The organism is Streptomyces sp. sk2.1, assembly GCF_008120935.1.
Lineage (GTDB): Bacteria > Actinomycetota > Actinomycetes > Streptomycetales > Streptomycetaceae > Streptomyces.
In genome coordinates this window covers 693209-714323 of sequence record NZ_RDBO01000055.1, presented here as the reverse complement: position 1 = coordinate 714323, position 21115 = coordinate 693209, and the positions used below count along the sequence as shown (strand labels likewise).

23 protein-coding genes and 2 pseudogenes are annotated in these 21115 nt (G+C 71.9%); 15 read left to right on the top strand and 10 right to left on the bottom strand.

What is annotated here, in order from left to right:
* Positions 1–45 precede the first annotated feature (45 nt).
* Positions 46–276, top strand: a complete 231-nt coding sequence (locus EAO76_RS47670; RefSeq protein WP_399462446.1) for a nitroreductase/quinone reductase family protein — start codon at positions 46–48, stop codon at positions 274–276.
* Positions 277–291: 15 nt separating this feature from the next.
* Positions 292–1461, top strand: a complete 1170-nt coding sequence (locus tag EAO76_RS20740) for a thiolase C-terminal domain-containing protein (protein WP_148837354.1) — start codon at positions 292–294, stop codon at positions 1459–1461.
* A 61-nt stretch (positions 1462–1522) separates the two neighbouring features.
* Here EAO76_RS20740 and EAO76_RS20735 read toward each other — a convergent pair whose 3' ends face one another.
* Positions 1523–1927: a type II toxin-antitoxin system VapC family toxin gene (locus EAO76_RS20735; RefSeq protein WP_148837353.1), complete on the bottom strand. Its 405-nt coding sequence runs from the start codon at positions 1925–1927 to the stop codon at positions 1523–1525.
* The gene (locus EAO76_RS20730) at positions 1920–2198 is read right to left on the bottom strand and encodes a type II toxin-antitoxin system Phd/YefM family antitoxin (protein ID WP_148837352.1); all 279 of its coding nucleotides are present in this window, start codon (positions 2196–2198) and stop codon (positions 1920–1922) included. Before EAO76_RS20730 ends, EAO76_RS20735 begins: the two co-directional genes overlap by 8 nt.
* An 85-nt stretch (positions 2199–2283) precedes the next feature.
* On the opposite strand from EAO76_RS20730, the gene EAO76_RS20725 reads away from it, so the two are divergent.
* The gene (locus tag EAO76_RS20725; protein ID WP_148837351.1) at positions 2284–2985 is read left to right on the top strand and encodes a pyridoxal 5'-phosphate synthase; all 702 of its coding nucleotides are present in this window, start codon (positions 2284–2286) and stop codon (positions 2983–2985) included.
* Between the two features lie 83 nt (positions 2986–3068).
* On the opposite strand, the gene EAO76_RS20720 is transcribed toward EAO76_RS20725, so the two are convergent.
* Both EAO76_RS20720 and EAO76_RS20715 read right to left on the bottom strand, forming a co-directional pair.
* Positions 3069–3257, bottom strand: coding sequence for a ferredoxin (locus tag EAO76_RS20720; protein WP_148837350.1), 189 nt, complete (start codon positions 3255–3257; stop codon positions 3069–3071).
* 125 nt (positions 3258–3382) lie between these two features.
* A complete protein-coding gene (locus EAO76_RS20715; RefSeq protein ID WP_148837349.1) occupies positions 3383–4579 on the bottom strand; it encodes a cytochrome P450 in 1197 nt (398 codons plus the stop codon).
* Between the two features lie 251 nt (positions 4580–4830).
* Between EAO76_RS20715 and htpX the strand changes: the two are divergent.
* From htpX to EAO76_RS20705, 3 genes and pseudogenes are all read left to right on the top strand, one after another.
* Positions 4831–5736, top strand: a pseudogene (gene htpX / locus EAO76_RS20710) (zinc metalloprotease HtpX); the annotation flags it as partial.
* An 18-nt stretch (positions 5737–5754) separates the two neighbouring features.
* Complete coding sequence (locus EAO76_RS47665) at positions 5755–6402, top strand: PspA-associated protein PspAB (protein WP_399462474.1); 648 nt, start codon at positions 5755–5757, stop codon at positions 6400–6402.
* Positions 6403–6463: 61 nt separating this feature from the next.
* Complete coding sequence (locus EAO76_RS20705) at positions 6464–7042, top strand: DUF1707 domain-containing protein (protein ID WP_262375607.1); 579 nt, start codon at positions 6464–6466, stop codon at positions 7040–7042.
* A gap of 109 nt (positions 7043–7151) precedes the next feature.
* Here the strand turns inward: EAO76_RS20705 and EAO76_RS20700 are convergent, their stop codons facing one another.
* Together EAO76_RS20700 and EAO76_RS20695 are read right to left on the bottom strand one after the other, a co-directional pair.
* Positions 7152–7562, bottom strand: a complete 411-nt coding sequence (locus EAO76_RS20700; RefSeq protein WP_187438702.1) for a Zn-ribbon domain-containing OB-fold protein — start codon at positions 7560–7562, stop codon at positions 7152–7154.
* Positions 7559–8011 (bottom strand): DoxX family protein, encoded by a 453-nt coding sequence (locus tag EAO76_RS20695; protein ID WP_148837348.1) that lies wholly within the window; start codon positions 8009–8011, stop codon positions 7559–7561. The genes EAO76_RS20700 and EAO76_RS20695 overlap by 4 nt, the downstream gene beginning before the upstream one ends.
* Positions 8012–8194: 183 nt before the next feature.
* Here EAO76_RS20695 and EAO76_RS20690 point away from each other — a divergent pair, with 183 nt between their 5' ends.
* Positions 8195–9382 carry an NAD(P)/FAD-dependent oxidoreductase gene (locus EAO76_RS20690; RefSeq protein WP_148837347.1) on the top strand — a complete coding sequence of 396 codons (1188 nt, stop codon included), beginning with the start codon at positions 8195–8197 and terminating at the stop codon, positions 9380–9382.
* A gap of 82 nt (positions 9383–9464) precedes the next feature.
* Here EAO76_RS20690 and helR read toward each other — a convergent pair whose 3' ends face one another.
* On the bottom strand, positions 9465–11624 hold the full coding sequence (gene helR, locus EAO76_RS20685; protein ID WP_148837346.1) for an RNA polymerase recycling motor ATPase HelR: 2160 nt from the start codon (positions 11622–11624) through the stop codon (positions 9465–9467).
* A 334-nt stretch (positions 11625–11958) separates the two neighbouring features.
* Between helR and EAO76_RS20680 the strand changes: the two genes are divergently transcribed.
* Positions 11959–12486 (top strand): GNAT family N-acetyltransferase, encoded by a 528-nt coding sequence (locus EAO76_RS20680; RefSeq protein ID WP_187438701.1) that lies wholly within the window; start codon positions 11959–11961, stop codon positions 12484–12486.
* A 150-nt stretch (positions 12487–12636) separates the two neighbouring features.
* Here the strand turns inward: EAO76_RS20680 and EAO76_RS46405 are convergent.
* Positions 12637–12762: pseudogene (locus tag EAO76_RS46405) on the bottom strand (Scr1 family TA system antitoxin-like transcriptional regulator); the annotation flags it as partial.
* Between EAO76_RS46405 and EAO76_RS46400 the strand changes: the two are divergent.
* The 5 genes from EAO76_RS46400 (at position 12758) to EAO76_RS20650 (ending at position 15561) form a co-directional block, all read left to right on the top strand.
* On the top strand, positions 12758–12952 hold the full coding sequence (locus EAO76_RS46400) for a hypothetical protein (protein ID WP_187438700.1): 195 nt from the start codon (positions 12758–12760) through the stop codon (positions 12950–12952). The pseudogene EAO76_RS46405 and the gene EAO76_RS46400 sit on opposite strands and share 5 nt — an antisense overlap.
* Before the next feature lie 519 nt (positions 12953–13471).
* A complete protein-coding gene (locus tag EAO76_RS20665; RefSeq protein ID WP_148837344.1) occupies positions 13472–13693 on the top strand; it encodes a hypothetical protein in 222 nt (73 codons plus the stop codon).
* Between the two features lie 365 nt (positions 13694–14058).
* Positions 14059–14358 (top strand): hypothetical protein, encoded by a 300-nt coding sequence (locus EAO76_RS46395; protein WP_148837458.1) that lies wholly within the window; start codon positions 14059–14061, stop codon positions 14356–14358.
* 127 nt (positions 14359–14485) lie between these two features.
* Positions 14486–14923, top strand: coding sequence for a hypothetical protein (locus EAO76_RS20655; protein ID WP_262375606.1), 438 nt, complete (start codon positions 14486–14488; stop codon positions 14921–14923).
* A complete protein-coding gene (locus EAO76_RS20650; protein WP_148837343.1) occupies positions 14920–15561 on the top strand; it encodes a hypothetical protein in 642 nt (213 codons plus the stop codon). Before EAO76_RS20655 ends, EAO76_RS20650 begins: the two co-directional genes overlap by 4 nt.
* 104 nt (positions 15562–15665) lie before the next feature.
* On the opposite strand, the gene EAO76_RS20645 is transcribed toward EAO76_RS20650, so the two are convergent.
* Positions 15666–16133, bottom strand: a complete 468-nt coding sequence (locus tag EAO76_RS20645; RefSeq protein WP_148837342.1) for a hypothetical protein — start codon at positions 16131–16133, stop codon at positions 15666–15668.
* 444 nt (positions 16134–16577) lie between these two features.
* Here EAO76_RS20645 and EAO76_RS20635 point away from each other — a divergent pair, with 444 nt between their 5' ends.
* Positions 16578–17099: an SMI1/KNR4 family protein gene (locus tag EAO76_RS20635; RefSeq protein ID WP_148837341.1), complete on the top strand. Its 522-nt coding sequence runs from the start codon at positions 16578–16580 to the stop codon at positions 17097–17099.
* An 87-nt stretch (positions 17100–17186) separates the two neighbouring features.
* Here the strand turns inward: EAO76_RS20635 and EAO76_RS20630 are convergent, their stop codons facing one another.
* Positions 17187–18545 (bottom strand): hypothetical protein, encoded by a 1359-nt coding sequence (locus EAO76_RS20630; protein WP_148837340.1) that lies wholly within the window; start codon positions 18543–18545, stop codon positions 17187–17189.
* A 262-nt stretch (positions 18546–18807) separates the two neighbouring features.
* Between EAO76_RS20630 and EAO76_RS20625 the strand changes: the two genes are divergently transcribed.
* Entirely contained in the window at positions 18808–21036 is a 2229-nt protein-coding gene (locus EAO76_RS20625) for an acetate--CoA ligase family protein (protein ID WP_148837339.1), read from the top strand.
* Positions 21037–21115: the final 79 nt, after the last annotated feature.

Below are 21115 nucleotides of genomic sequence, written 5' to 3'. Positions count from 1 at the left end.
GCCACCCGCGCGTTCGCGCGGATCGCCCCGCACGTCGTTCCCGCCATGGACCGTACGGTGCACCGGCTCACCCGCGGCAGGGTGCTGCTCAGCGCGCGGATGCTGCCGGGGCTGGTCCTGACGGTGCCGGGGGCGCGGAGCGGGCAGCCCCGGGTCACCCCGCTGGCCTGCATGCCGGAGTACGGGGACGACGGCGGGGGCGAGCGCGGGGGCGGCTCCCCGCTCCCCGCTCCCGAACGCGGCCCCGCCGAGAAGGTTCCCCCGGCCCGTATCTGATGTACCGTCAGATTCATGCCTTCTTCCCACCGCAAGGTCGCTGTCGTCGGCATATCCCTCGCCGACTGCGGGCGCGTCGAGACGGCCACGCCGTACGCCCTGCACGCCCAGGCCGCCCGCCGGGCGCTGACCGATTCGGGACTGGACCGGTCCGTGGTCGACGGCTTCGCCTCCGCCGGGCTCGGCACGCTCGCCCCGGTCGAGGTCGCCGAGTACCTGGGGCTGAAACCCACCTGGGTGGACTCCACCTCGGTCGGCGGCTCGACCTGGGAGGTGATGGCGGCCCACGCGGCGGACGCCATCGCGGCGGGGCACGCCAATGCCGTACTGCTGGTGTACGGGTCGACGGCCCGGTCGGACGTGAAGGCGGGCCGCCGCACCTCCAACCTCTCCTTCGGCGCGCGCGGCCCGCTCCAGTTCGAGGTGCCGTACGGGCACTCGCTGATCGCCAAGTACGCGATGGCCGCCCGCCGCCACATGCACGAGTACGGGACGACCCCGGAGCAGCTCGCCGAGGTGGCGGTCCGGGCGCGGGCGAACGCGGCGGCCAACCCGGACGCCATGTTCCGGGACCCGATCACCGTGGACGACGTGCTGTCGGGGCCGATGATCGCGGACCCGTTCACCAAGCTGCACTGCTGCATCCGCAGCGACGGCGGCTGCGCGGTGCTGCTGGCCGCCGAGGAGTACGTGGCGGACACCGCGAAGGCCCCGGTGTGGGTGCTCGGCACGGGGGAGCACGTCTCGCACTCCGCCATGTCCGAGTGGGAGGACTTCACGGTCTCCCCCGCGGCGGTCTCGGGCCGCCTGGCGTTCGAACGGGCCGGGGTGCGGCCCGCGGACGTCGACCTCGCCGAGATCTACGACGCGTTCACCTACATGACCCTGGTGACGCTGGAGGACCTGGGTTTCTGCGCGAAGGGCGAGGGCGGCCCGTTCGTGGAGAAGGGCCGGACGGGGTTGACCGGCGAGCTTCCGGTGAACACCGACGGCGGCGGCCTGTCCGCCTGCCACCCCGGGATGCGCGGGCTGTTCCTGCTGGTGGAGGCGGTACGGCAACTGCGCGGCGAGGCGGGCGACCGCCAGGTGCGCCGGGCCGGCGGCCGGCTCCCGGAACTGGCGGTGGCCTCGGGCACGGGCGGCTGGTTCTGCTCGTCGGGCACGGTGGTGCTGGGGCGGGGCTGAGGAACGGAGGTGAGGAACGGGCGGAACGGGTAACGGGCGGGGCCCGCGACCGGCCGGGCGGTCACACCGGGACGACGGTGAGCGCCCCTTCCAGCCCCTTGAAGTCGTCCGCGTTGCGCGTGTGGAGCGGCAGGCCCCTGACCGAGGCGATGGCCGCGATCATCAGGTCCACGCGGCGGGGCCCGGAGGCGTGCCGGGCGGCGATCACCAGGGCCACCAGGGTCCCGTAACGGGCGGCGGCGTCCGCGTCGAAGGGCAGCGGCTCGAAGTCGGCCACGGCCGCGCCGAGTTTCTCCGTCCGGGCCGCCCGCACACCGGGGTCCTCGGCCATCGCCACACCCTGCTGCAGCTCGGCCATCGTCACGGCGGTGAGCACCGGGAGGACGGGCAGGTCCTTCGCCCCCAGCAGATCGAGGCCGATGTACGCGCAGGTGTCGAGCACCCCCGCTTCATGCCGCTCAGCCACGCTCGCGCTCCCGCGGGTCGTCGTCCCCGACCCGGTCCTCGACTCCGAAGAAGCCGTCGGCCTCGCGGCGCATCTGCGCGGCGTCCACGCGCGGCAGCCGACGGTGCCTGGCCACCAGCTCCTCCGCGCTCAGCCGCCGCTTCCGGGCGAGCGGCCGCAGTTCGGCGACCTCTATGCCGTTGCGGGTGATGTGAAAGACCTCGCCCGCCTCCACGGCGTTCATGACTTCGGCGGAGTTGTTCCGGAACTCACGCTGGGTGATGGTCTTCATGCGGACAAGCGCAGCTCGGCGTGTCCCGCAGTGCTACGGCAATCGCCTCGCCCTCCGCACCGCACCATGCGCTGCAATGGGGGGCATGAGTGACGTACAGCGTGATGCGCACAGTGACCCCCGGCAGGGCTTCCTCGATCTGCTGCACGCCCAGCGGGTCTGGGACGTCGAGCTCCCGGTCTTCGACCCGGACACCGCCCCCGCAGCCCCGCTCCCGCTCTTCCACGCCTGGTTCGCCGGGGCCGTGGCCGCCGGGCAGGTCGAGCCGCACACGATGTCGCTGGCCACCGCGGACGAGGCGGGCCGGCCCGACGTGCGGACGGTGATGCTGCACGACGCGGACGAGCGCGGCTGGCACTTCGCCACGCACCGCACCAGCGCGAAGGGCCGCCAGCTCACCGCCCGGCCGCACGCGGCGCTCGGCTTCTACTGGCCCGCGCAGGGCCGGCAGGTGCGGGTACGGGGCCGGGTCACGGCCTGCACGCCCGCCGAGAGCAGCGCCGATCTGCACGCCCGCTCCACCGGGGCACTGGCGTCGGCGCTGGTGGGACGGCAGAGCGAGGTGCTCGGCTCGTCCGAGGAGCTGGGCCGCGCCTCGGACGCGGCCCGGCAGCGGGCGCGGGCGGAACCGGACGCGGAGGTCGCGAGCTGGACCAGATACGTGGTCGAGCCGCAGGAGGTCGAGTTCTTCCAGGGCGACGCCGGGCGCCGGCACGTCCGGCTGCGCTACCGCCGACGGACGGACGGCAGCACGGACGGCTGGGAACGGGAGCTGCTCTGGCCCTGACGACGAGCGGGGCGCGCGGGGACGAGGCGCGCGGGGACGAGGCGGGCGGGGCGCCCCGCCCGGCGCGCCCCGCCCGTTCCCCGTCAGTCGACGGTGATCGCCTGCACGGGGCAGGCGCGGGCCGCCTCCTTGACGAGGGGGCCTTCGAGGGCGTCCTCGTGATCGGGCAGCAGCTCGCTGAATCCGTCGTCGTCCTGGGTGAACACCTTCGGTGCGGTGAGCGCGCACTGCCCCGCGCCGATGCACCGGTCCCTGTCGATACCGATACGCATCCCGGTATTCCTTTCCGATCCGATCCCGGTCACCGCGGTCATCGTTTCCACCGGACCCGCCGTTTCCACCGGGCCCGCCGTTTCCACCGGCGCTCGGGCCGTTTTCACCGCGTGACGGGAATTGTTCACCACGTCACGGGCATTTCGATCAGCCCCTGAATGGTGTCCCCGGGTTTGAACGGGACTTCCTCCGCGGGCACCGCGAGCCGCAGCCCCGGAAGGCGTCGGCAGAGCGTGCGCAGCGCGATCTCCATCTCGGCGCGGGCCAGGTTCTGGCCCAGGCACTGGTGGATCCCGAAGCCGAAGGCGACGTGGTTGCGGGCGTTCCGGCCGAGGTCCAGCTCGTCCGGCGCCTCGTACGCGGTCTCGTCCCGGTTGATCGCCGACGTGGACAGGACGACGCCGTCGCCCTTCCTGATGGTCACGCCGCCCGCCTCGATGTCCTCGACGGCCACCCGGGAGATCCCGTCCGCGATGGACAGGAAGCGCAGCAGCTCCTCGACCGCGGAGGGCATCAGGTCGTCCGAGTCCCGCATCCGGGCCAGCTGGTCGGGGTGCTGGAGCAGCGTGAACGTGCCGAGCGAGATCATGTTCGCGGTCGTCTCGTGACCGGCCACGAGCAGGATCTCCGCCAGCCGCACGAGCTGCTCGCGGTCCACGGCCCCGGTCTCCAGCTGCTTCTCGACGAGCTCGTCGAGCAGTCCGTCCCCGGGGGCGGCCCGCTTCCGGTCGATCAGTACCCGGAAGTAGTCGTCCAGGGCCTCGCGTGCGGACTCGACGTCGGCGGCGGCCGGGCCGCGGAGCAGCTTGCGCGACTGCGCCTCGAAGAACTCGTGGTCGGCGTAGGGCACCCCGAGGAGCGCGCAGATGACCATGGAGGGCACCGGCAGCGCGAAGGCGCCGACCAGGTCGGCCGGCGGCCCCTGTTCGATCATCCGGTCGAGCAGACCGTCCACGGTCCGCTGGATCTGCGGCCGCAGGGCCGCGGTCCGCCTCACGGTGAAGCTCGGGATCAGCATCCGGCGCTGGACGTTGTGCTCGGGGTCGTCCACGCCGAGCAGTTCCACGCGCCGCAGGCTCGACGCGGCCAGCCGTTCGGCGAACAGCGGGAAGTCCGGGTTCTCCCGGTCGGACGACAGCCTGGGGTCCACCAGGAGGGAGCGCGCCTCGGCGTGTCCGGTGACCAGCCACACCACGCGGCCGTCGAAGAGCCGGGCGGACGACACCGGCTGCCGGTCGCCGGGGGTGCCGCGGTACTGCGCCGGCGGCTGGTAGGGGCAGGTGCGGTTCTGCGGGAACGGGATGGTGTCGGCGTCTGCCATGTCGGAGCCTCGCAAGGGGGGAGGGAGTCCTACCGATCTCCGCCCACTAGATGCCTGAGGCACCTAACGGGTCCAGGTAATGTTCGGCCAAATATCCTCCGGCGCCCGATCGGGCACTTCTCTGATCCTTTTCACCTCTGTCTGCCATATTCCCGCAGCATCTCCGGGCATGCTTTCGAGCCAGCTCCAGGAATCCGATTTCCCCCACGAAAGGGGCAATATGGAAGGCGTCGGGGGGAATGGAGGCGACAATGAGCCGAACCCGCTCCCGCTACGCCCCGGACCGCGGGCTGACCACGCGCATGGTCGGCACCATGTTCCTGATCGGCCTGCTGTACGTGGTCCTGGTCGGGGTGCTGCTCGCCGTGCTGCGCGGTGCCTGGCCGATCATCCTGCTCCTCGTCGGCGGCATGTTCGTCGCGCAGTTCTGGTTCAGCGACCGCATCGCGGCGTTCGGCATGGGGGCCCGCGAGGTCACTCCGGAGGAGGCCCCCGAGCTGCACGGCGCCGTCGACCGGATCTGCGCTCTTGCCGACATGCCGAAACCACGCGTGGCCATCGCGCGGAGCGATGTGCCGAACGCCTTCGCGACCGGCCGGAACGAGCGGACCGCCCTCGTCTGCGCCACCACCGGGCTGCTGCGCAGACTGGACCCCCCGGAGCTGGAGGGGGTGCTCGCGCACGAGATGTCGCACGTCGCCCACCGCGACGTGGCCGTCATGACGATCGCCTCGTTCCTCGGCGTGCTCGCCGGCCTCATCACCCGGGTCGCCCTGTGGGGCGGGCTCTCCCGCAACAGCCGCGGCAGCGACCCCGTGGGCATCGCGATCCTGCTGATCCCGCTGGTCAGCGCGGTCGTGTACGCCCTGGGCTTCCTGCTGACCCGGCTGCTCTCGCGCTACCGCGAGCTCTCCGCCGACCGCACCGCCGCCCTGCTCACCGGACGCCCCTCCGCGCTCGCCTCCGCCCTCACGAAGGTGAGCGGCCAGATGGCCCGCATCCCGACCGAGGACCTGCGCAAGGCGGAGCCGTACAACGCCTTCTACTTCGTCCCCGCGTTCTCGTCCAAGGAGAGCCTGGGTCGGCTGCTCTCCTCGCACCCGACCCTCGAACAGCGCCTCGACCAGCTGGCCCGCATCTCCGCCGACCTCGCCCGCCCGRGAAACCCACCCGTGATGCCCGCCCGTGATGCCCGGCGAGCCCACTTCTCCCGCTTCTCCCCGTCCGGAGGTACGTCCATGGGCTTTCTCGACACCATCCTCGGCCGCAGCAAGCCGGTCCGCCCCGACCTCGACCAGCTCTTCGCCGTGCCGTCGGCGGCCCTCACCCTCCAGGCCGGCGCCGGGTTCGCTCCGACCGGCCTCGGGTCGGTCTGTTTCGCGGGCGTCGAGGGCGGCGCCTTCAACCGCCTCCAGCAGGACGTGCGCGAACTGCTCGACGCCGACACCGGCCGCGGCGGCGTCCCGGTGCGGTTCAGCCAGGACGGCTACGGCTACACCTGGCTGCTGGCCGAACACTCCCCCGACGACACGGCCGGCCTGGTCAACGACCTGCACGCGGTCAACACCCTGCTCCAGGACGGCGGGTTCGGCCCGCATCTGCTCTGCTCGCTGATCGGCTTCCGGGACGAGCGGGACCGTCCGCTGGCGCTGGTCTACCTCTACAAGCGCGGCACGTTCTACCCGTTCGCGCCCCTGCCCGGCGGTTCGGAACGACGTGACAACCAGCTGGAGCTGGAGATCAGAGCGGTGCTCGGGGACGACCTCCGCGTCGAACGGGACCTGTCCCGGTGGTTCCCGGTGTGGGGCGCGCCAGGACTGTGACGCGGGGCGCCGCGCCGAAGAGCCCGGTGCGGCCCGTGCACATCTACGTATCATCGCCCCCATGACTGTCGATCCCTCGCGTTCCGCCGGCCGTATGCGCGCTTCCGACGCCGATCGGGAGGCGGTGGTCGAGCAGTTGCGGGAGGCGGCGGCCGACGGCCGCATCGACATGGAGGAGCTGGACACCCGGCTCGGGCAGGCCCTGTCCGCCAGGACCCACGCGGAGTTGGCGCCGCTCACCGAGGACCTCGGCCCCGTCGTGCCGGCCGAGCCGCTGGTGCTCAAGGGGGGCGTGCACGGGGCGAGCCGTTCGGGCCGCTGGAAGGTGCCTCCGGTGATCCGCGCCCACGCGGGGATGGGGAGCGTCAAGCTCGACTTCACCCTCGCCGAGTGCCGGCCGCGCGAGGTCGAGCTGGAGGTGCACGGCGAGATGGGCGGGATCATGATCGTGGTCCCGCAGGGCTGGACCGTGCGGGCCGACGAGCTGGAGCTTTCCATCGGCGGCCTGAAGGACCGGACCGAGGGCACGGGCACGCCCGGCTCCCCGGTGCTCCGGCTGACGGGCTCCTGCGACATGGGCGGCGTGACCGTCCGCCACCCCAACTTCCGCGAACGCCGCAAGCTGCGCGACGCCAAGTAGCGCGCCGGGGCCCCGCGCCGCACGCCGGGCCCCTCGTCGTACACCGCCCACCGCACCGGACCCCGCGCCGCACACCGCCCACCTCACCGGGCCCCGCTCAGAGCTCCGCTCAGGGCCGGAAGACCGGTACGGCCTCCTGCCCCTCCTCCCGTCTGAAGGTCACCCGCAGCGCCATGCCGATGGCGAGGGCGGACTCCGGGCACTCCACGATCTCCGTCATCATCCGCGGCCCCTCGGCCAGATCGACCACGGCGGCGACGTACGGGACCCGGGCGCCGAACGGCGGCAGGTCGTTGCGGTGGACGACGGACCAGGTGTAGAGCGTGGCCCGCCCGCTCGCCGGCTGCCAGACGACGTCCTCGCTCCAGCAGTGCGGGCAGAACTCGCGCGGGTAGTGGTGGGTCCGCCCGCAGGTGCGGCAGCGGCGCAGCAGCAACTGCCCCCGGGCCGCGGCGTCCCAGTAGGGCCGGGTGAAGGCGTCGGGTTCGGGCAGGTCGAAACGTGCCGCCGCCCCGGTCACCGGAAGAGTCCGATCGCCGCGTCGAGGGACCAGGTCTGCCAGGACATCGCGAACAGCGCGACGAGCGAGATCAGCGCCATCATCGCGTTCTGCCCCTGCTCCGCCCAGTCGTGGATCATCAGCACCAGGTAGAGCAGGTTGAGCAGCAGCCCGGCGGCCAGGGCGACGGGGGTCAGGAACCCGGTCACCAGGCCCAGCCCCAGGGCGAGTTCCGCGTACACGACGACATGGGCCATGACCTTGGGGCGCGGCGCGACGATCCGGTCGAAGCCCTTGCCCACCACCGGCCACCGGTGCTTGCCCGCCACGTCGGCGGCCCAGGCGATGCCCGTACCGCGTTCGAACCAGCCCTTCTTGTCCTTGTGCCGCCAGCTCTCCAGCCACCACAGGCCGAGCCCCACCCGGAGGACGGCCAGCCATTCCGCTCCGCTGAGCCAGATCGTCTGCACGGTGCCTCCCCTCAAGGAATCTGACGATACGTCAGGTAACCTGATCCGGGCCGCCCCGCGCAAGGGTCGTGCCACAGGTGACCGGCGGACGGGCCGGGGGCGGGCGGCAGGCGTGACCAATTCGCAATCGATTCCGGTCTTGACCGAGACCCATCAACCGGGTGCGCGATTACGCTCCGATTCATGTCCGACAGCGCACGTACCGCCGATGGTTCCGTCCCGGCCCCCCTCGGTCTCACCGAGGACCGGCCCGTCTACGTCGTCGGCGGCGGTCCGGGCGGTCTCGCCGTCGCCGCGTCCCTGCGCGAGCGGGGCGTACGGGCGGTGGTGCTGGAGAAGTCCGGGGACGTGGGCGCCTCCTGGCGCCGCCACTACGACCGGCTGCACCTGCACACCATCCGCCGCTGGTCCGCGCTGCCGGGCCTGGCGATGCCGCGCCGGTTCGGGCGCTGGGTGGCCAGGGACGACATGGTGCGCTACCTGGAGAAGTACGCCGAGCACCACGAGCTGGAGGTGGTGACGGGCGTCGAGGTGTCCCGGATCGACCGCGCGCCCGACGGAACGGGCTGGCAGCTGACCGCGAGCGGCGGCCGGGTGCTGACCGGCCGGGCCGTCGTCGTCGCCACCGGCTTCAACCACACCCCGCGCCTGCCCGACTGGTCCGGCCGCGACGGCTTCACCGGTGATCTGGTGCACGCCGCCGAGTACCGCGACGCCGCCCCCTACGCGGGCAAGGACGTCCTCGTCGTCGGCATCGGCAACACGGGGGCGGAGATCGCCGTCGACCTGGTGGAGGGCGGGGCGTCCCGGGTACGGATCGCGGTGCGCACCGCGCCGCACATCGTGCGCCGCTCGACGGCGGGCTGGCCCGCCCAGGCGAACGGCGTCCTGGCCCGTCGGCTGCCGGTCCGGCTGGTGGACCGGGCCGCGGGCGCCATGACCCGGTTCGCCGTGCCCGACCTCACCGCGCACGGGCTGCCGCGCCCGGACACCGGCCTGTACAGCCGGGCCAGGCAGGGCGCCATCCCGGTGCAGGACGTGGGGCTGATCAACGCGGTGAAGAGCGGCCGGGTGGTGCCGGTCGCGGCCGTCGAGTCGTTCGACGGGGACGCGGTGGTACTGGCCGACGGGGAGCGGATCACCCCGGACGCGGTGATCGCGGCGACCGGCTACCGGCAGGCCCTGGAGGGGCTGGTCGGCCACCTCGACGTACTGGACTCCCGGGGCCGCCCGGTGGTCCACGGCGCCCGCACCCCCCGGCAGGCCCCCGGCCTGTACTTCACCGGGTTCACCAATCCGATCAGCGGCATGCTGCGCGAACTGGCCCTGGACGCCGGGAAGATAGCGAAGAGGCTGGCGCGCACGGGCTGAGGGGCCCACGAGCCCGTGCGCGACCGGCGGCTCTCAGGCGGCCGACCCGCCAGGGGCTCGTCAGGGGCTCACCGGAGGCTCGTCAGGAGCTCTTCAGGACGACGAGCTGCCGGGTCGCGCGGGTCATCGCGACGTAGCGGTCGACCGCCCCCTCGACGCCCTCGCCGAACGACTCCGGGTCCACGAGGACGACCAGGTCGAATTCGAGCCCCTTGGACAGCTCCGGGGTCAGCGACCGGACCCGGGGCGTCGCCCGGAACGTCGCCCGGAACGCGGCATCGCCGATGACGCAGGCGGTGCCCTCTTCATGGGCGGCGAGCCAGGCGTCGAGGACCGGGCGCAGCTCCGAAACCGGTCCGTGCACGACGGGTACGCCACCGGCCCGGATGGAGGTCGGCACGTTGGCGTCCGGGAGCACGGCCCGGATCACCGGCTCGGCCTCCGTCATGATCTCCTCCGGCGTCCGGTAGTTGATGCTCAGGGAGGCCAGGTCGATCCGGTCGATCCCGACCCGCTCCAGCCGCTCCTGCCACGACTCCGTGAACCCGTGCCGGGCCTGGGCGCGGTCCCCGACGACGGTGAAGCTCCGGGACGGGCAGCGCAGCAGCAGCATCTGCCACTCCGCGTCGGTCAGTTCCTGGGCCTCGTCCACGACGACGTGCGCGAACGGGCCGGCGAGCAGGTCCGGTTCGGTGCCGGACACCTCGCTCCCGTCGACCAGGGTCTCCTTCATGTCCTGGCCGTGCAGCATCGTCATCACGCCCTCGCCGTCGGGGTCGGCCGCGATCAGGGAATCGACGACCTTGGCCATCTGCTCGCGCTCGACGGCCACGGACGCCTTGTGCCGGCGCCTGCGCCGCGCCGCCTCCGGGTCGCCGATCCGCTGCCGCGCCGCGTCCAGGAACGGCAGGTCGGACACCGTCCAGGCCCGCGCGTCCGTCCGCTGCAGCAGCCGGACCTCGTCGGGGCCGAGCCAGGGCGCGCACCTGCGCAGGTACGCGGGGACCGACCACAGGTCCCCGACGACGTCGGCCGCCTCCAGCAGCGGCCACGCGCGGTTGAAGGCCGTGTGCAGTTCCCGGTTCCGCGTCAGCGACCTGCGCAGCAGCTCGTCCGGGGCGTCGCCGTCGTGCTTGTCCATCAGGATCGTGAGCAGCTCCTCCCAGACCTGCTCGCGCGCCTCGTTGTGCGGGGTGCCGGGGTCCGCCGCCTCGAAGGCCACGGCCCAGTCCTCGGCGGTCAGCCCGATGTCGGACCAGTGGGTCGTGACCGTCATGCCCCGGGTGGGCGGCTCCTCGTAGAACCGGACGGCCGCCTCGACCGCCCGCACCAGCCGTGCGGACGACTTCAGCCGGGCCGTGTCCGGGTCGGTCTCGGCCCCCGCCCCGGCCCCCTCGGCGACGAGGTCGCGCAGGGTGCAGGTCTGTACGCCCTCCTCGCCGAGGCTGGGCAGGACGTCGGCGACGTACCCCAGGTAGGGCTCGTGCGGGCCGACGAACAGCACACCGCCCCGCCGGTGCCCGAGGCGGGGGTCGGAGTACAGGAGGTAGGCGGAACGGTGCAGGGCCACGACGGTCTTGCCCGTCCCCGGCCCGCCGTCGACGACGAGCGCGCCGCGGGACCCCGCCCGGATGATGGCGTCCTGGTCGGCCTGGATGGTGCCGAGCACGTCCCGCATCCGCTCCGAACGGTTGCTGCCGAGACTGGCGACGAAGGCGGACTGGTCGTCGAGCGCGGCGTGCCCGGCGAACGCGTCCGGGGTGAACACCTCGTCCCAGTAGTCGCTGATCCTCCCCCTGGTCCAGCGGTACCTGCGGCGGCTCGCCAGGCCCATCGGGTTGGCGTGGGTGGCCCCGAAGAACGGCTCGGCGGCGGGGGAACGCCAGTCGACCAGCAGCCGGCGCCCCGTGCTGTCGGTGAGGCCGAGCCGCCCGACGTACAGGGGCTCGGAACCGTCCGCGCCGACCATGTGCCCCAGGCACAGGTCCAGGCCGAAGCGGCGCAGCGCGCGCAGCCGGGAGGACAGCCGGTGGATCTCCAGGTCCCGGTCCATCGCCTGCCGCCCCGCACCGCCGGGCGCCCTGCGCTCGGCGTCGAGCCGGTCGGACAGTTCGGCGATCGTCTCGTCGAGACACCGCGCGATGGCCGCGAAGTGCTCCTCGTCGCGGGCGGTCAGCGCCGGGTCGGCCTTGGCCGCGAGGCGCTCGGGAAGGTCGAAAGCACTGGTGGCGAGGGGGTTCACGGCGTCTTCTCCGATTCCGGGTCCACTGCGGGACCACTTGAGAACGGAGATTCTGCGCCATCCCGGGGGCCTTGCCGCAAGTCCCCCGGTGCGCTATACGTTGAGAGTGGCGGAGAGTGGGTTCTCCTCCCGCCCTTCTCCGGCAGCGGTCGACTTCACACCCCGCAACCTTCACACCCCGCAACAACGGGAGCGCCCCGCCGCCCTCGTCCTCAACGGGATCCGGAAATGACCTGTGCCGTCTCGGAGGGTCTGGTCCAGGGCTGTGACCTGTGAAGACGAGATCGCAAAAATCGCGCGAGGCGCTCGGCGCGCTTCGTCGAGGATGGTCACCATGACCCACGTGATCGAATCCCCTCGTGCTGACGACGCCTCGTCTCTGGGCCCCCTGCAGCTGAGGGTCTGGCTGCAGACGTATCCCTGTGCGGACGCGGGGATCGACGAGACCTGGATCCGTGAGCACCGCGGCTCCTCCGCCACCGCGGAGGGAATCGCCCAGTGGCGAGAGTTCATCGAGACGGCGGGGAGGCAGCCGGACCTGCTGTTCTGCCGTGTCGTCCGCTCCGGGACGGAGATCGTCGGCTTCCTGTGCGGCCGCCGGGACGAGGTGGTCAACCTCGGGCCGATGTACCTGCTGGACGAAGCCCGGGGCCGAGGCACCGGAGGCCGATTGATGGGTGAGTTCCTCGCCTGGGCGGGGAGTGCGCCCATGCGCCTGTGGGTCACCGACTACAACGAGCGCGCGATCCGCTTCTACCAACGCTACGGATTCAGGGCCACCGGCGAGCGGGAGCTCTGGCGAGGGAAACTGCCGAACATGCGCATGATCCGCGATGCCACATCGAGCCGCGATCCCAGCTGAGCAAGCATGGGGCCGGCTCGGACGGCGCCGAACTCTCCGGCCCTGACACCCGCCACGAAGGTGGCGAACGAAGCGGCAAAAGCGTTCGGCATCGGGCCGTTCGGATCCTTGGGGTCACGGACAGGGACCACGCCGAACGGGGCGGCAAAAGGTGTTCGGCAGCTCGGCGAACTCGATCAGCCGCGCCAACTGGGCACCCATGACCTCGGGCCCACCGATGGGCCGACGGATGCAGCTTTCGTCCACCACCACCAGGAGCAACGGCGGGCGAGTGCGGCCTGCAGGTCGGCTGGAGGGCGCCGAGCTGAAGGTCGGCGTCACGGTGTCGGTGGTGCCCGGTTCGGTCAAGGGCCCGGACGGAACGCTCAAGCCGGCCCCGTGCACGATCGAGGTCGACGGCAAGCAGGTCGCTGACAACCAGGACGGCAAGTCGGCCAAGCCCTGCGAATACAAGCTCAAGGACTGACGGCCGGCGCGCACTTCGCCTCGTTCCGGCGAGGCGTCCACGTATGCTCCGGCGCACCGTCGGGCGACCTCCAGGGGGTTGCGCCGGGCCGGCGAACCGCGTGACGTTCAGCAGGGCCCCGTTTCGCAGCCGGTCTGTGCGTCGGCCTCCAGCCGGGATCGGCCCGGGACGGATCAGGGGCCGGGATGACCACCGCGAAGACCTCGTGCCCGGCCGTACGCCGGGCACCCCCGTCGCCCTCCGCCGGCGAAGCTTCCCGAACCGGGATCCGATTCACCGCAATGATCCTTCCACGGCGAAGACGTGGTTGTAACGTCAACCACGGGCCCTCGCAGGAAGGGCCGTCAAAGTAGGGGGAGGACCGTGCCAGACATTTCCCGGCGAGCACTCCTGGGTGCCACCGGCACAGTTGCCGCATCGACACTTCTCACGGCAACCGGAACAGCGCAGGCCGCCGATACCACGGGTGGCAAGGACGGACACACACCGCACAGCACCTCGAAGGAGGCCGAGGCAACCATGGCCAGTGGCAGTCAGACCCTCAAGTACGTGGCATACATCGGGAGTCCCGACATGGAGGTGCTGAACGACGCGACGTTCGGCGTCGGTGCAGACCCCGCCGACATGTGGGCGTATCTCGACGATGCCACGGCACGTCTTCGGCAGAGACATCCCTCGTATTCCTTCACCCCCCGTCTCGTCCGGTACGACCAGGTCACCACCGAGATACCGCGCCCGTAACGCGCACTGCGCCGGCCCCGTCCCCCAGCCGGGCCGGCACATTCGAGGAGTTGTCGAGCCACGTTCCGAGCTCGACCACCACACCCCCTCGGCGCCGTCCTGACGGCCACCCGGGCCATCGGACCGTCCTCCGTCTTCAGTGCCCGCCTGCCTCCGTGCCGGGAGAGGCATCAGCACTGCGGCCCCTCCCAGGGGCTGCCGGCCTTCGGCTGCTCGCCGGGACCGCGGCCTCGTCGCTTTCGGGCATCGCGGGCCGTCTGCGGCCGGTGGGTACGGCCGGCACGGGGTCAGAGGATTCCGTTACGGGTGCCCGTGCCGATCATGCCGGTCCGGACGTCAGCCACTTCGCCGCCGGTGCCCGGCCGCTGTCCGGTCATGCTCCCGCCTTCTCCGCCAGTACTGCCCAGAGAGGGAAACAGGATCAGCCCTCCCGGCAGGAACCCCCACAAGTCCCGTCCCTGGGAACGCTGTTGGTTGACACCGGTCGCCGGAACCGGGTGGGTGAGTTCCGGGGTGTGTCCGGTCCGTACTGGTCGTTACGGCCGATGTGCGGCGGTACGGAGTGGGGGGCCGAGCCGGCGGATGTGCGGGCTTTGGAGCCCATGGAGCGGTTGCGGGCAAAGATCGCGCGGCACGATGCCCGCGGTGCGGGGCGGATTCTGTGAGCGTGCGCAGGTTCCGGTTCGTGATGTGGATGGACGGCCCGGCGTGAGCGCGCACCCGAGTCATCCGTCCGGGGGCTCCGGCAGCGAAGAGACCGTATACCGGGACAAGGCATGACACGTTCCATTCATGAAACTGATCAGCGCCATCATGGCGACAACCGCGGGTGCCGCACTCGTGGCCGGGCCGGTGCCGGACGCGTCGGCACAGCGGTACTGGAACAAGAAGGTGCGGTGCGAGCAGACCGATCCCGAGGGACGGGTGATCCCCACGCGGTACGGGAACGGCGAACTCGGCTGGAACCATTTCTCCGGCAGGCACAACATCAAGAGGTGCCGGGTCGTCGAGGCGGCTCTGGCCGGGAAGGTGGACAAGAAGAACGGGGGACGCCTGGAGTACTACGGGGTCGCCCGCAACGGCACCCGGCTGGTCGATGTCGTGGTCATCGTGCAGTACGCCCGCCGTACGGCCGACGGCGAGTACGACGCGGGCAAGGGCAAAAAGGTCGGCGTGATCACGGCCTACTGCAAAGGCGTCAACAAGTGCCCTGCCTGGATCAACCAGTGAACGCCCCGTACGAAGAGACGGTCGAGCAGCAGGCATACGTCACACAGTTCCTCCTCGACTACACGGTGGTGCCCTTCGTCGGCGGGACCTTCCTGCGCGGGGTGCTGCCGACACGGGACGCGGTCCGGGTCGTGACCGGCACCGGCCCCGACACCGACGCCGTGGAACCGGATGCACCGGTCGTCTACGAGGTACCGCTGGTGGACGACGATGACGAGCCGGTCACCGCCCCGCTGGTACTGGGCTGGATCCGGACACTCGTGGCCGACGGTCCCCCACGTCCGAATGCGTCCGTGATGGGCATGGGTCTGGTCCGGGTGGACGCCTCCGCCGTCGAACCCGCTCCGCCCACGCGCACGGACCGCGTGCTGCGCGTGCTGCGAACCCTGACCCGGCCGTTCGCCGAGACACCGCCGGACCCCCCGCTGTGCGGCTTCCTGCTCACCGGACAGGACGGGATACGGCTCTACCTCGCGGTCGAGGAGGCTGACGGGCCGGTCGCGGTCGATGTGCGTCTCACCGGTGCGCTGACCGCGCTACTCGCCGCGCTCCCCGCCCTCGTACGCGAGGAGGAGCGCTGGACGACCGACGAAACCGATCCGCACTGCGTCCGCGCGGTCGACCTCACCGCCTGGTGAGAAGGGGTGTCCGTCGGCGCGGCTCCGCCCGTGTCCGCACCGGACGGCAGGGGGCTCGGATGCGGGCTCGGATGTGGGCTCGGGGTGCGGGCTCGGATGCCGGCTCAGATGTGGGCGCGGATCTGCTTCACCGGATGGCCCAGCCGGCCCCCCAGGGCCGTCAGCTCGTCCTCGCCGAACCAGAGGCGTCCGGGGTTCCAGACGGCGATCTCGAACCGGGCGAAACCGCAGGGCCAGTCGTAATCCAGCAGGTCGAGGGAGGTTGATCCGCCACAGCACGGGACCTCGACCCCGAGCGTGGGGAACCCGTCGTCGCAGTGGGCCTCAAGGAGGTCGCCCCACCACTCCGTGTCGATGGACGCCCGGCACAGGGGGCAGCCGATCCGTTCCAAGTTCTCCCCGCAGTCGACGGCGGTCATCGCGTCGTGCCACGTCACGTCGATCTCCACGTCCACGCCGTCGGCGGCTTTGGGCACCAGGTCCTCGACGAGCGCGACGACGCGGTCGGCCGCGTCGCTGTCCGGCTGCCACCGCGGATCGCTCGGAATGATCGACAGGACGTCATCGCTCATGGATTCCCCACCTTGTCGGGCCGTCGGCCGTCGGCCTCCTGGCGCGTCGCGACGCGATGTTATCGATCAGACGTTCCAGATCTGCCCCCGGGCAGCCCCTGGAGTGACCGGCATGCCGATACCCGTACACGCCCTCGCCCACGGCCCGTTGACCGCCGAAGCCCTCGACGATGTCCCTGGACGGCTGCCGGGAAGACGCTCTTCGGCGAACTCGGCACCGTAACGGTGCAGTTCGACAGCCCCGTCGCGGTGGTCGAAGGCAGTGGCGTCACCCACCTGCGCCATCGGGTCAGGAAGCCCTGACGTCCGCGCTCGCCGGGGAACTGTCGGTGCCACGGGCGAGGATGGCCGTGTACGGCCCCGGCGGTCGAGGAGGCCGCCCCTCCCGTACCGCGCCCGGCCCCAGGACGGGCATCGGCCCGACGTCCCCGAAGGAAACCCGCGATGGCAACGCTCTTGGAGATCACCGCCCTGTTGGGCGAGCCCCGCTTCAACTGGTCCGACCCGGCGCCCTGGACCGAGCTGGAGCGGGAGCTCGGGGTCGGATTCCCCGCGGACTTCCGCGAGATCGTGGACGCCTACGGTTCGGTCCAGGTCAACAACCAGCTGTATCTGACGCATCCCGCCGGCCATCTCCTGCACAGCCTGGGGAGGCACATCAGGGACGATCTGGAGCTCTGGCGTGACGAGGACATGGTGGAGTTCCTGCCGAGTCCGGTGGGGTCGAGGCCCGGGGAGCTGATACCGGTGGCGTCGGCCACGACGGGCGAGGCGGTCTTCCTGCGGATTCCCGACGGGCCCTCGGCGCCCTGGAAGGTGGTGGTCCAGGAGTTCGACAGCCCGTCCTGGACCCTCTACGAGATGACGTTCGGCGAGTGGCTGCTGGCCTACCTCAAGGGCCGGGACGTGATGCTGTGTTCCCGCAACTTCGCGCCCGACGGGCCGTTCTACGAATTCCTGCCCTGAGCCGCGGGGCATGACGGGCGCGGAGAAACCGGTGCGGGGCGCGGCCGGAGTACCGGTCGCGCCCCGCACCGGGTCAGGGAGAGGAGATCAGGCGGCGGGCGTGGCGTTCACCACGAGCTGTGCGGTGTTGTTGCCGGACTGCGGGTCGAACGGGAAGGACGCGGGGGTCGAACCGCCGGTGGTGAGCATGACCCGGCCGGTCGCGTCGGGGATCACCTGGTCGATGCGCAGCTCGAAGGGAAGGGAGCGCGTGGTGTCGGGCAGCGCCCAGTACGGCATCTCGCAGCTGTAGCGCGGGGCGCCGGTCGCCTGCGGGTGGTAGCCGCCGCTCAGGGTGCGCGGTTCGCAGCCCTCGGGGGCGGAGGTGACGGTGACGCCGCTGGGGACGGTGAAGTCGACGGTCGCGACCGAGTCGCCGGAGCCGAGGTTGCCGATCCAGGCCGGGCCGTTGTTGCGGAAGCCGAGCTCGGCGGTGACGGTCTCGCCCGCGGCACCGGCGACGTTCGCGCCCCGGGCCTCGAAGTCCGCCGTGTTGGCCGCGGTGAAGCGGGCCATGCCGTAGTTGTCCTCGTCCGAGAGGTCCGTGGCGCCGTTGCCGGGCTCGACGGTGATGTCCAGCCGCTCGCCGTACGCGTGCGCGGAAAGGGCCACCTGGAGCGGCGCGGGCAGCGCGAAGGAGCCGCCCGGCTCGATCACCTGGTCGAAGGAGCAGGTGGCCTCGGTCATCGGGACGTAGTCGGCGTCGCCGATCGTCGCGTACGTGCACTCGGCGTACCGGTTGAGGAACTCCAGTCCGTACGAGGCGGTGAACCTGGCGGTGAGGCCCTCGGAGCGCTCGCCGCCCTTGTTCGTCACCACGAACGGAACGGTCCGGACGTCGCCCGGCCGGAGCCCGCTCACCGGGCTGATCGGCCCGAGGGACAGGTCGGGGCCCGAACCGACCGTGACCGTGGTGTCGAACGAGTCGCGCGGGGCCTCCAGCGTGCCGTCGGGGCCGCCGGTGGCCGTGGCGGCGTAGGTGATCCGGCCCTGGGCGCCGAGCGCGGCGCCGTCGGCGGCGCGGACCGTGAGGCGGACCTGCGGGCTGTAGGCGTCGCCGATGACGGGCACCTCGGGGACGGTGCACACGGCCGTGGTCCCGGTCGGCGCGCAGTTGTCGGGCCAGGTCACCTCGGCGACTCCGGCGACACCGGAGATGTCGACCGTGAGCCGGCCGTCGGTGACGGTGAAGTTGTCGTTGTCGTGGTACAGCCCGATGTCCAGCGGACTGCCCTGGGACGGGTCGCCGACGGACGTCACCTTCTGCTCGCCGGGCGCCTGTATCCAGAGCTGGTCGGTCTGCTCCTCCGCGAACGCGGGAGTCGCGAGCCCTGCGGTCAGCAGTCCGGCGGCCGCGGCGGCACAGAAGCCGAGACGCACGGTGCGTCGGGTGGAGACGGGTCTCATGTTTCTCCCCATGAGGATGCGCCAAGGGTGGCGGACGACGGCCGGTGAGTCCGGCCCGCTCGTTGGACAACCAAGATCACCCGGAGGTTGTACGAATCCGGCCGACCGGCTCCGGCCGCTCCGGCTCCGCCCTCCCTTCCTCCAGCCTTTGCCTGCACACCCATTCCTGACGAGCCGTCAGTTCAGTAACCTGACAGAGTGTCAGCTATGGGTCGGCCGGACACGGTCACCCGACGGACCCCGAGCAGAAGTGGGCGGAACGATGCTTGGATCGACTCACGGCACCCTCACCACCGACTTCCGCGCCCGGGTGGTGGCCTGCGGCGAGGAACCGCACGCCGCCGTCCACAGCACGACGGCCGCCGCCGCGGAGGGCGTCCTCGACGTCAGCGGTCGGCCGCTGCACACGGCCGTGCCGGACCTGGACCGGTTCTTCCGGCCCGAGTCCGTGGCCGTCGTCGGCGCGTCCGACGCCGAGGGGCGTCCCAACACCGGAATCACCCGGCAGCTGATCGACTGGGCCGAGCGGGTCGGGGCACGGCTGTATCCCGTGCACCCCACGCGGGAGTCCGTGTTCGGGCGGCCCTGTTCCCCTTCCGTCGCGAAGCTGCCGGAACGGGTCGATCTGGCGGTGCTGCTGGTCGGTGACCCGCTCCCGGTGATCGAGGAACTCGCGCAGGCCGAGGTGCGGTTCGCCGTCGCCTTCGCCTCCGGGTTCGCCGAGACCGGCGAGGAGGGCGCCGCCGCCCAGGAGCGGCTGGCCGCGGCGGTGGCCCGGTCCGGGCTGCGGCTGCTCGGGCCGAACACCAACCTCAACGCCTTCGAGCGGTTCCGGGACGACCTCGACGGACCGGCGATCGCGCTGATCACCCAGTCCGGCCACCAGGGCCGCCCCGTCTTCACCCTCCAGGAACTGGGCGTGCGGCTCTCGCACTGGGCGCCCACGGGCAACGAGGCGGATCTGGAGACCGCCGACTTCATCTCGTACTTCTCGCAGCGCCCCGAGGTCGGCGCCATCGCCTGTTACGTGGAAGGGCTCAAGGACGGGCGCTCCTTCCTGCTGGCCGCGGACCGGGCGGCACGGGCCGGGGTCCCGGTCGTGGCGGTCAAGGTGGGGCGCACGGAGGCGGGGGCCAGGACCGCCGCGTCGCACACCGGCAAGCTGACCGGCGCCGACCAGGTGGTGGACGCGGCGATGCGGCAGTTCGGCGTGATCCGGGTGGACGGGCTCGACGAGCTCCAGGACGCCTCGGCCCTGCTCGCCCGCGCGCGCAGGCCGCAGGCCGAGGGGGTCGTGGTGTATTCGATCTCGGGCGGCACGGGCGCGCACTTCGCGGACCTGGCGACCGGGGCCGGGCTGAGCCTGCCCACCCTGTCCGAGGCCAAGCAGCGCGAGCTGCACGAGTGGATACCCGACTACCTGAACGTGGCGAACCCGGTCGACAACGGCGGCCATCCGGTGGGCGACTGGCGCGGCCGGAAGATCATCGACGCGATCCTCGCCGACCCCGGCGTCGGGGTGCTGATCTGCCCGATCACCGGCCCCTTCCCGCCGATGAGCGACCGGCTCGCGCAGGACCTGGTGGACGCCGCGGAGAGCACGGACAAGCTCGTGTGCGTGGTGTGGGGGTCGCCGGTCGGTACGGAGGAGGCGTACCGCACGACGCTGCTCGGCTCCTCCCGCGTCGCCACCTTCCGCACCTTCGGCAACTGCATCACCGCCGTGCGGGCCTATCTGGAGCACCACCGCTTCGCGGCCTCCTACCGCTCCCCCTTCGACGAGGCGCCCCGCACGCCCTCGCCCTCGTTCCGCAAGGCGCAGGCGCTGATGCGTCCGGGCCGCCAGCTGAGCGAGCACGCGGCGAAGCAGCTGCTGCGGGCGTACGGGATACGGGTGCCGCGCGAGCAGTTGGTGACCAGCGCCGCGGCGTCCGTCCGGGCCGCGGGGCTGGTCGGCTACCCGGTCGTCATGAAGGCGTCCGGCGCCCGGCTCGCCCACAAGACCGAGCTGGGCCTGGTCAAGGTCGGGCTCACCTCCGCGAGCCAGGTCCGCGACGCGTACCGCGAACTGACCGACATCGCACGCTTCGAGGACATCGAGCTGGACGGGATCCTGGTCTGCCAGATGATCGAGCGGGGTGTCGAGATGATGGTCGGCGTCACGCACGACGCGCTCTTCGGGCCGACGGTGACGGTCGGGCTCGGCGGCGTACTGGTCGAGGTGCTGCACGACGCGGCGGTGCGGGTGCCGCCGTTCGGCGAGGACCAGGCGCGGTCGATGCTGGCCGAACTGCGCGGCCGGGCCCTGCTGGAGGGCGTGCGCGGCGGGCCCCCGGCGGACGTGGACGCGCTCGTCGAGGTCGTGCTGCGGGTGCAGCGGATGGCGCTGGAGCTGGGCGACGACCTCGCCGAGCTGGACATCAACCCGCTGATGGTGCTGGGGCGCGGTCAGGGCGCGGTGGCGCTGGACGCGCTCGCCGTCTGCCGCTGACCGGCCCCGCCGCGCACGCCCTCCAGCAGGGCCCGGCCGCGCAGTTCGGCCAGCATCGACCGCGCCTGGTCCTCGCCGA

Coding starts and splice junctions, on each gene's coding strand:
- EAO76_RS47670 (WP_399462446.1), top strand. CDS start 46: ATGGACCGTACGGTGCACCGGCTCACCCGCGGCAGGGTGCTGCTCAGC.
- EAO76_RS20740 (WP_148837354.1), top strand. CDS start 292: ATGCCTTCTTCCCACCGCAAGGTCGCTGTCGTCGGCATATCCCTCGCC.
- EAO76_RS20730 (WP_148837352.1), bottom strand. CDS start 2,198: ATGAAGACCATCACCCAGCGTGAGTTCCGGAACAACTCCGCCGAAGTC.
- EAO76_RS20725 (WP_148837351.1), top strand. CDS start 2,284: ATGAGTGACGTACAGCGTGATGCGCACAGTGACCCCCGGCAGGGCTTC.
- EAO76_RS20720 (WP_148837350.1), bottom strand. CDS start 3,257: ATGCGTATCGGTATCGACAGGGACCGGTGCATCGGCGCGGGGCAGTGC.
- EAO76_RS20715 (WP_148837349.1), bottom strand. CDS start 4,579: ATGGCAGACGCCGACACCATCCCGTTCCCGCAGAACCGCACCTGCCCC.
- EAO76_RS47665 (WP_399462474.1), top strand. CDS start 5,755: ATGCCCGCCCGTGATGCCCGGCGAGCCCACTTCTCCCGCTTCTCCCCG.
- EAO76_RS20705 (WP_262375607.1), top strand. CDS start 6,464: ATGACTGTCGATCCCTCGCGTTCCGCCGGCCGTATGCGCGCTTCCGAC.
- EAO76_RS20690 (WP_148837347.1), top strand. CDS start 8,195: ATGTCCGACAGCGCACGTACCGCCGATGGTTCCGTCCCGGCCCCCCTC.
- EAO76_RS20680 (WP_187438701.1), top strand. CDS start 11,959: ATGACCCACGTGATCGAATCCCCTCGTGCTGACGACGCCTCGTCTCTG.
- EAO76_RS20665 (WP_148837344.1), top strand. CDS start 13,472: ATGGCCAGTGGCAGTCAGACCCTCAAGTACGTGGCATACATCGGGAGT.
- EAO76_RS20655 (WP_262375606.1), top strand. CDS start 14,486: ATGAAACTGATCAGCGCCATCATGGCGACAACCGCGGGTGCCGCACTC.
- EAO76_RS20645 (WP_148837342.1), bottom strand. CDS start 16,133: ATGAGCGATGACGTCCTGTCGATCATTCCGAGCGATCCGCGGTGGCAG.
- EAO76_RS20635 (WP_148837341.1), top strand. CDS start 16,578: ATGGCAACGCTCTTGGAGATCACCGCCCTGTTGGGCGAGCCCCGCTTC.
- EAO76_RS20630 (WP_148837340.1), bottom strand. CDS start 18,545: ATGAGACCCGTCTCCACCCGACGCACCGTGCGTCTCGGCTTCTGTGCC.
- EAO76_RS20625 (WP_148837339.1), top strand. CDS start 18,808: ATGCTTGGATCGACTCACGGCACCCTCACCACCGACTTCCGCGCCCGG.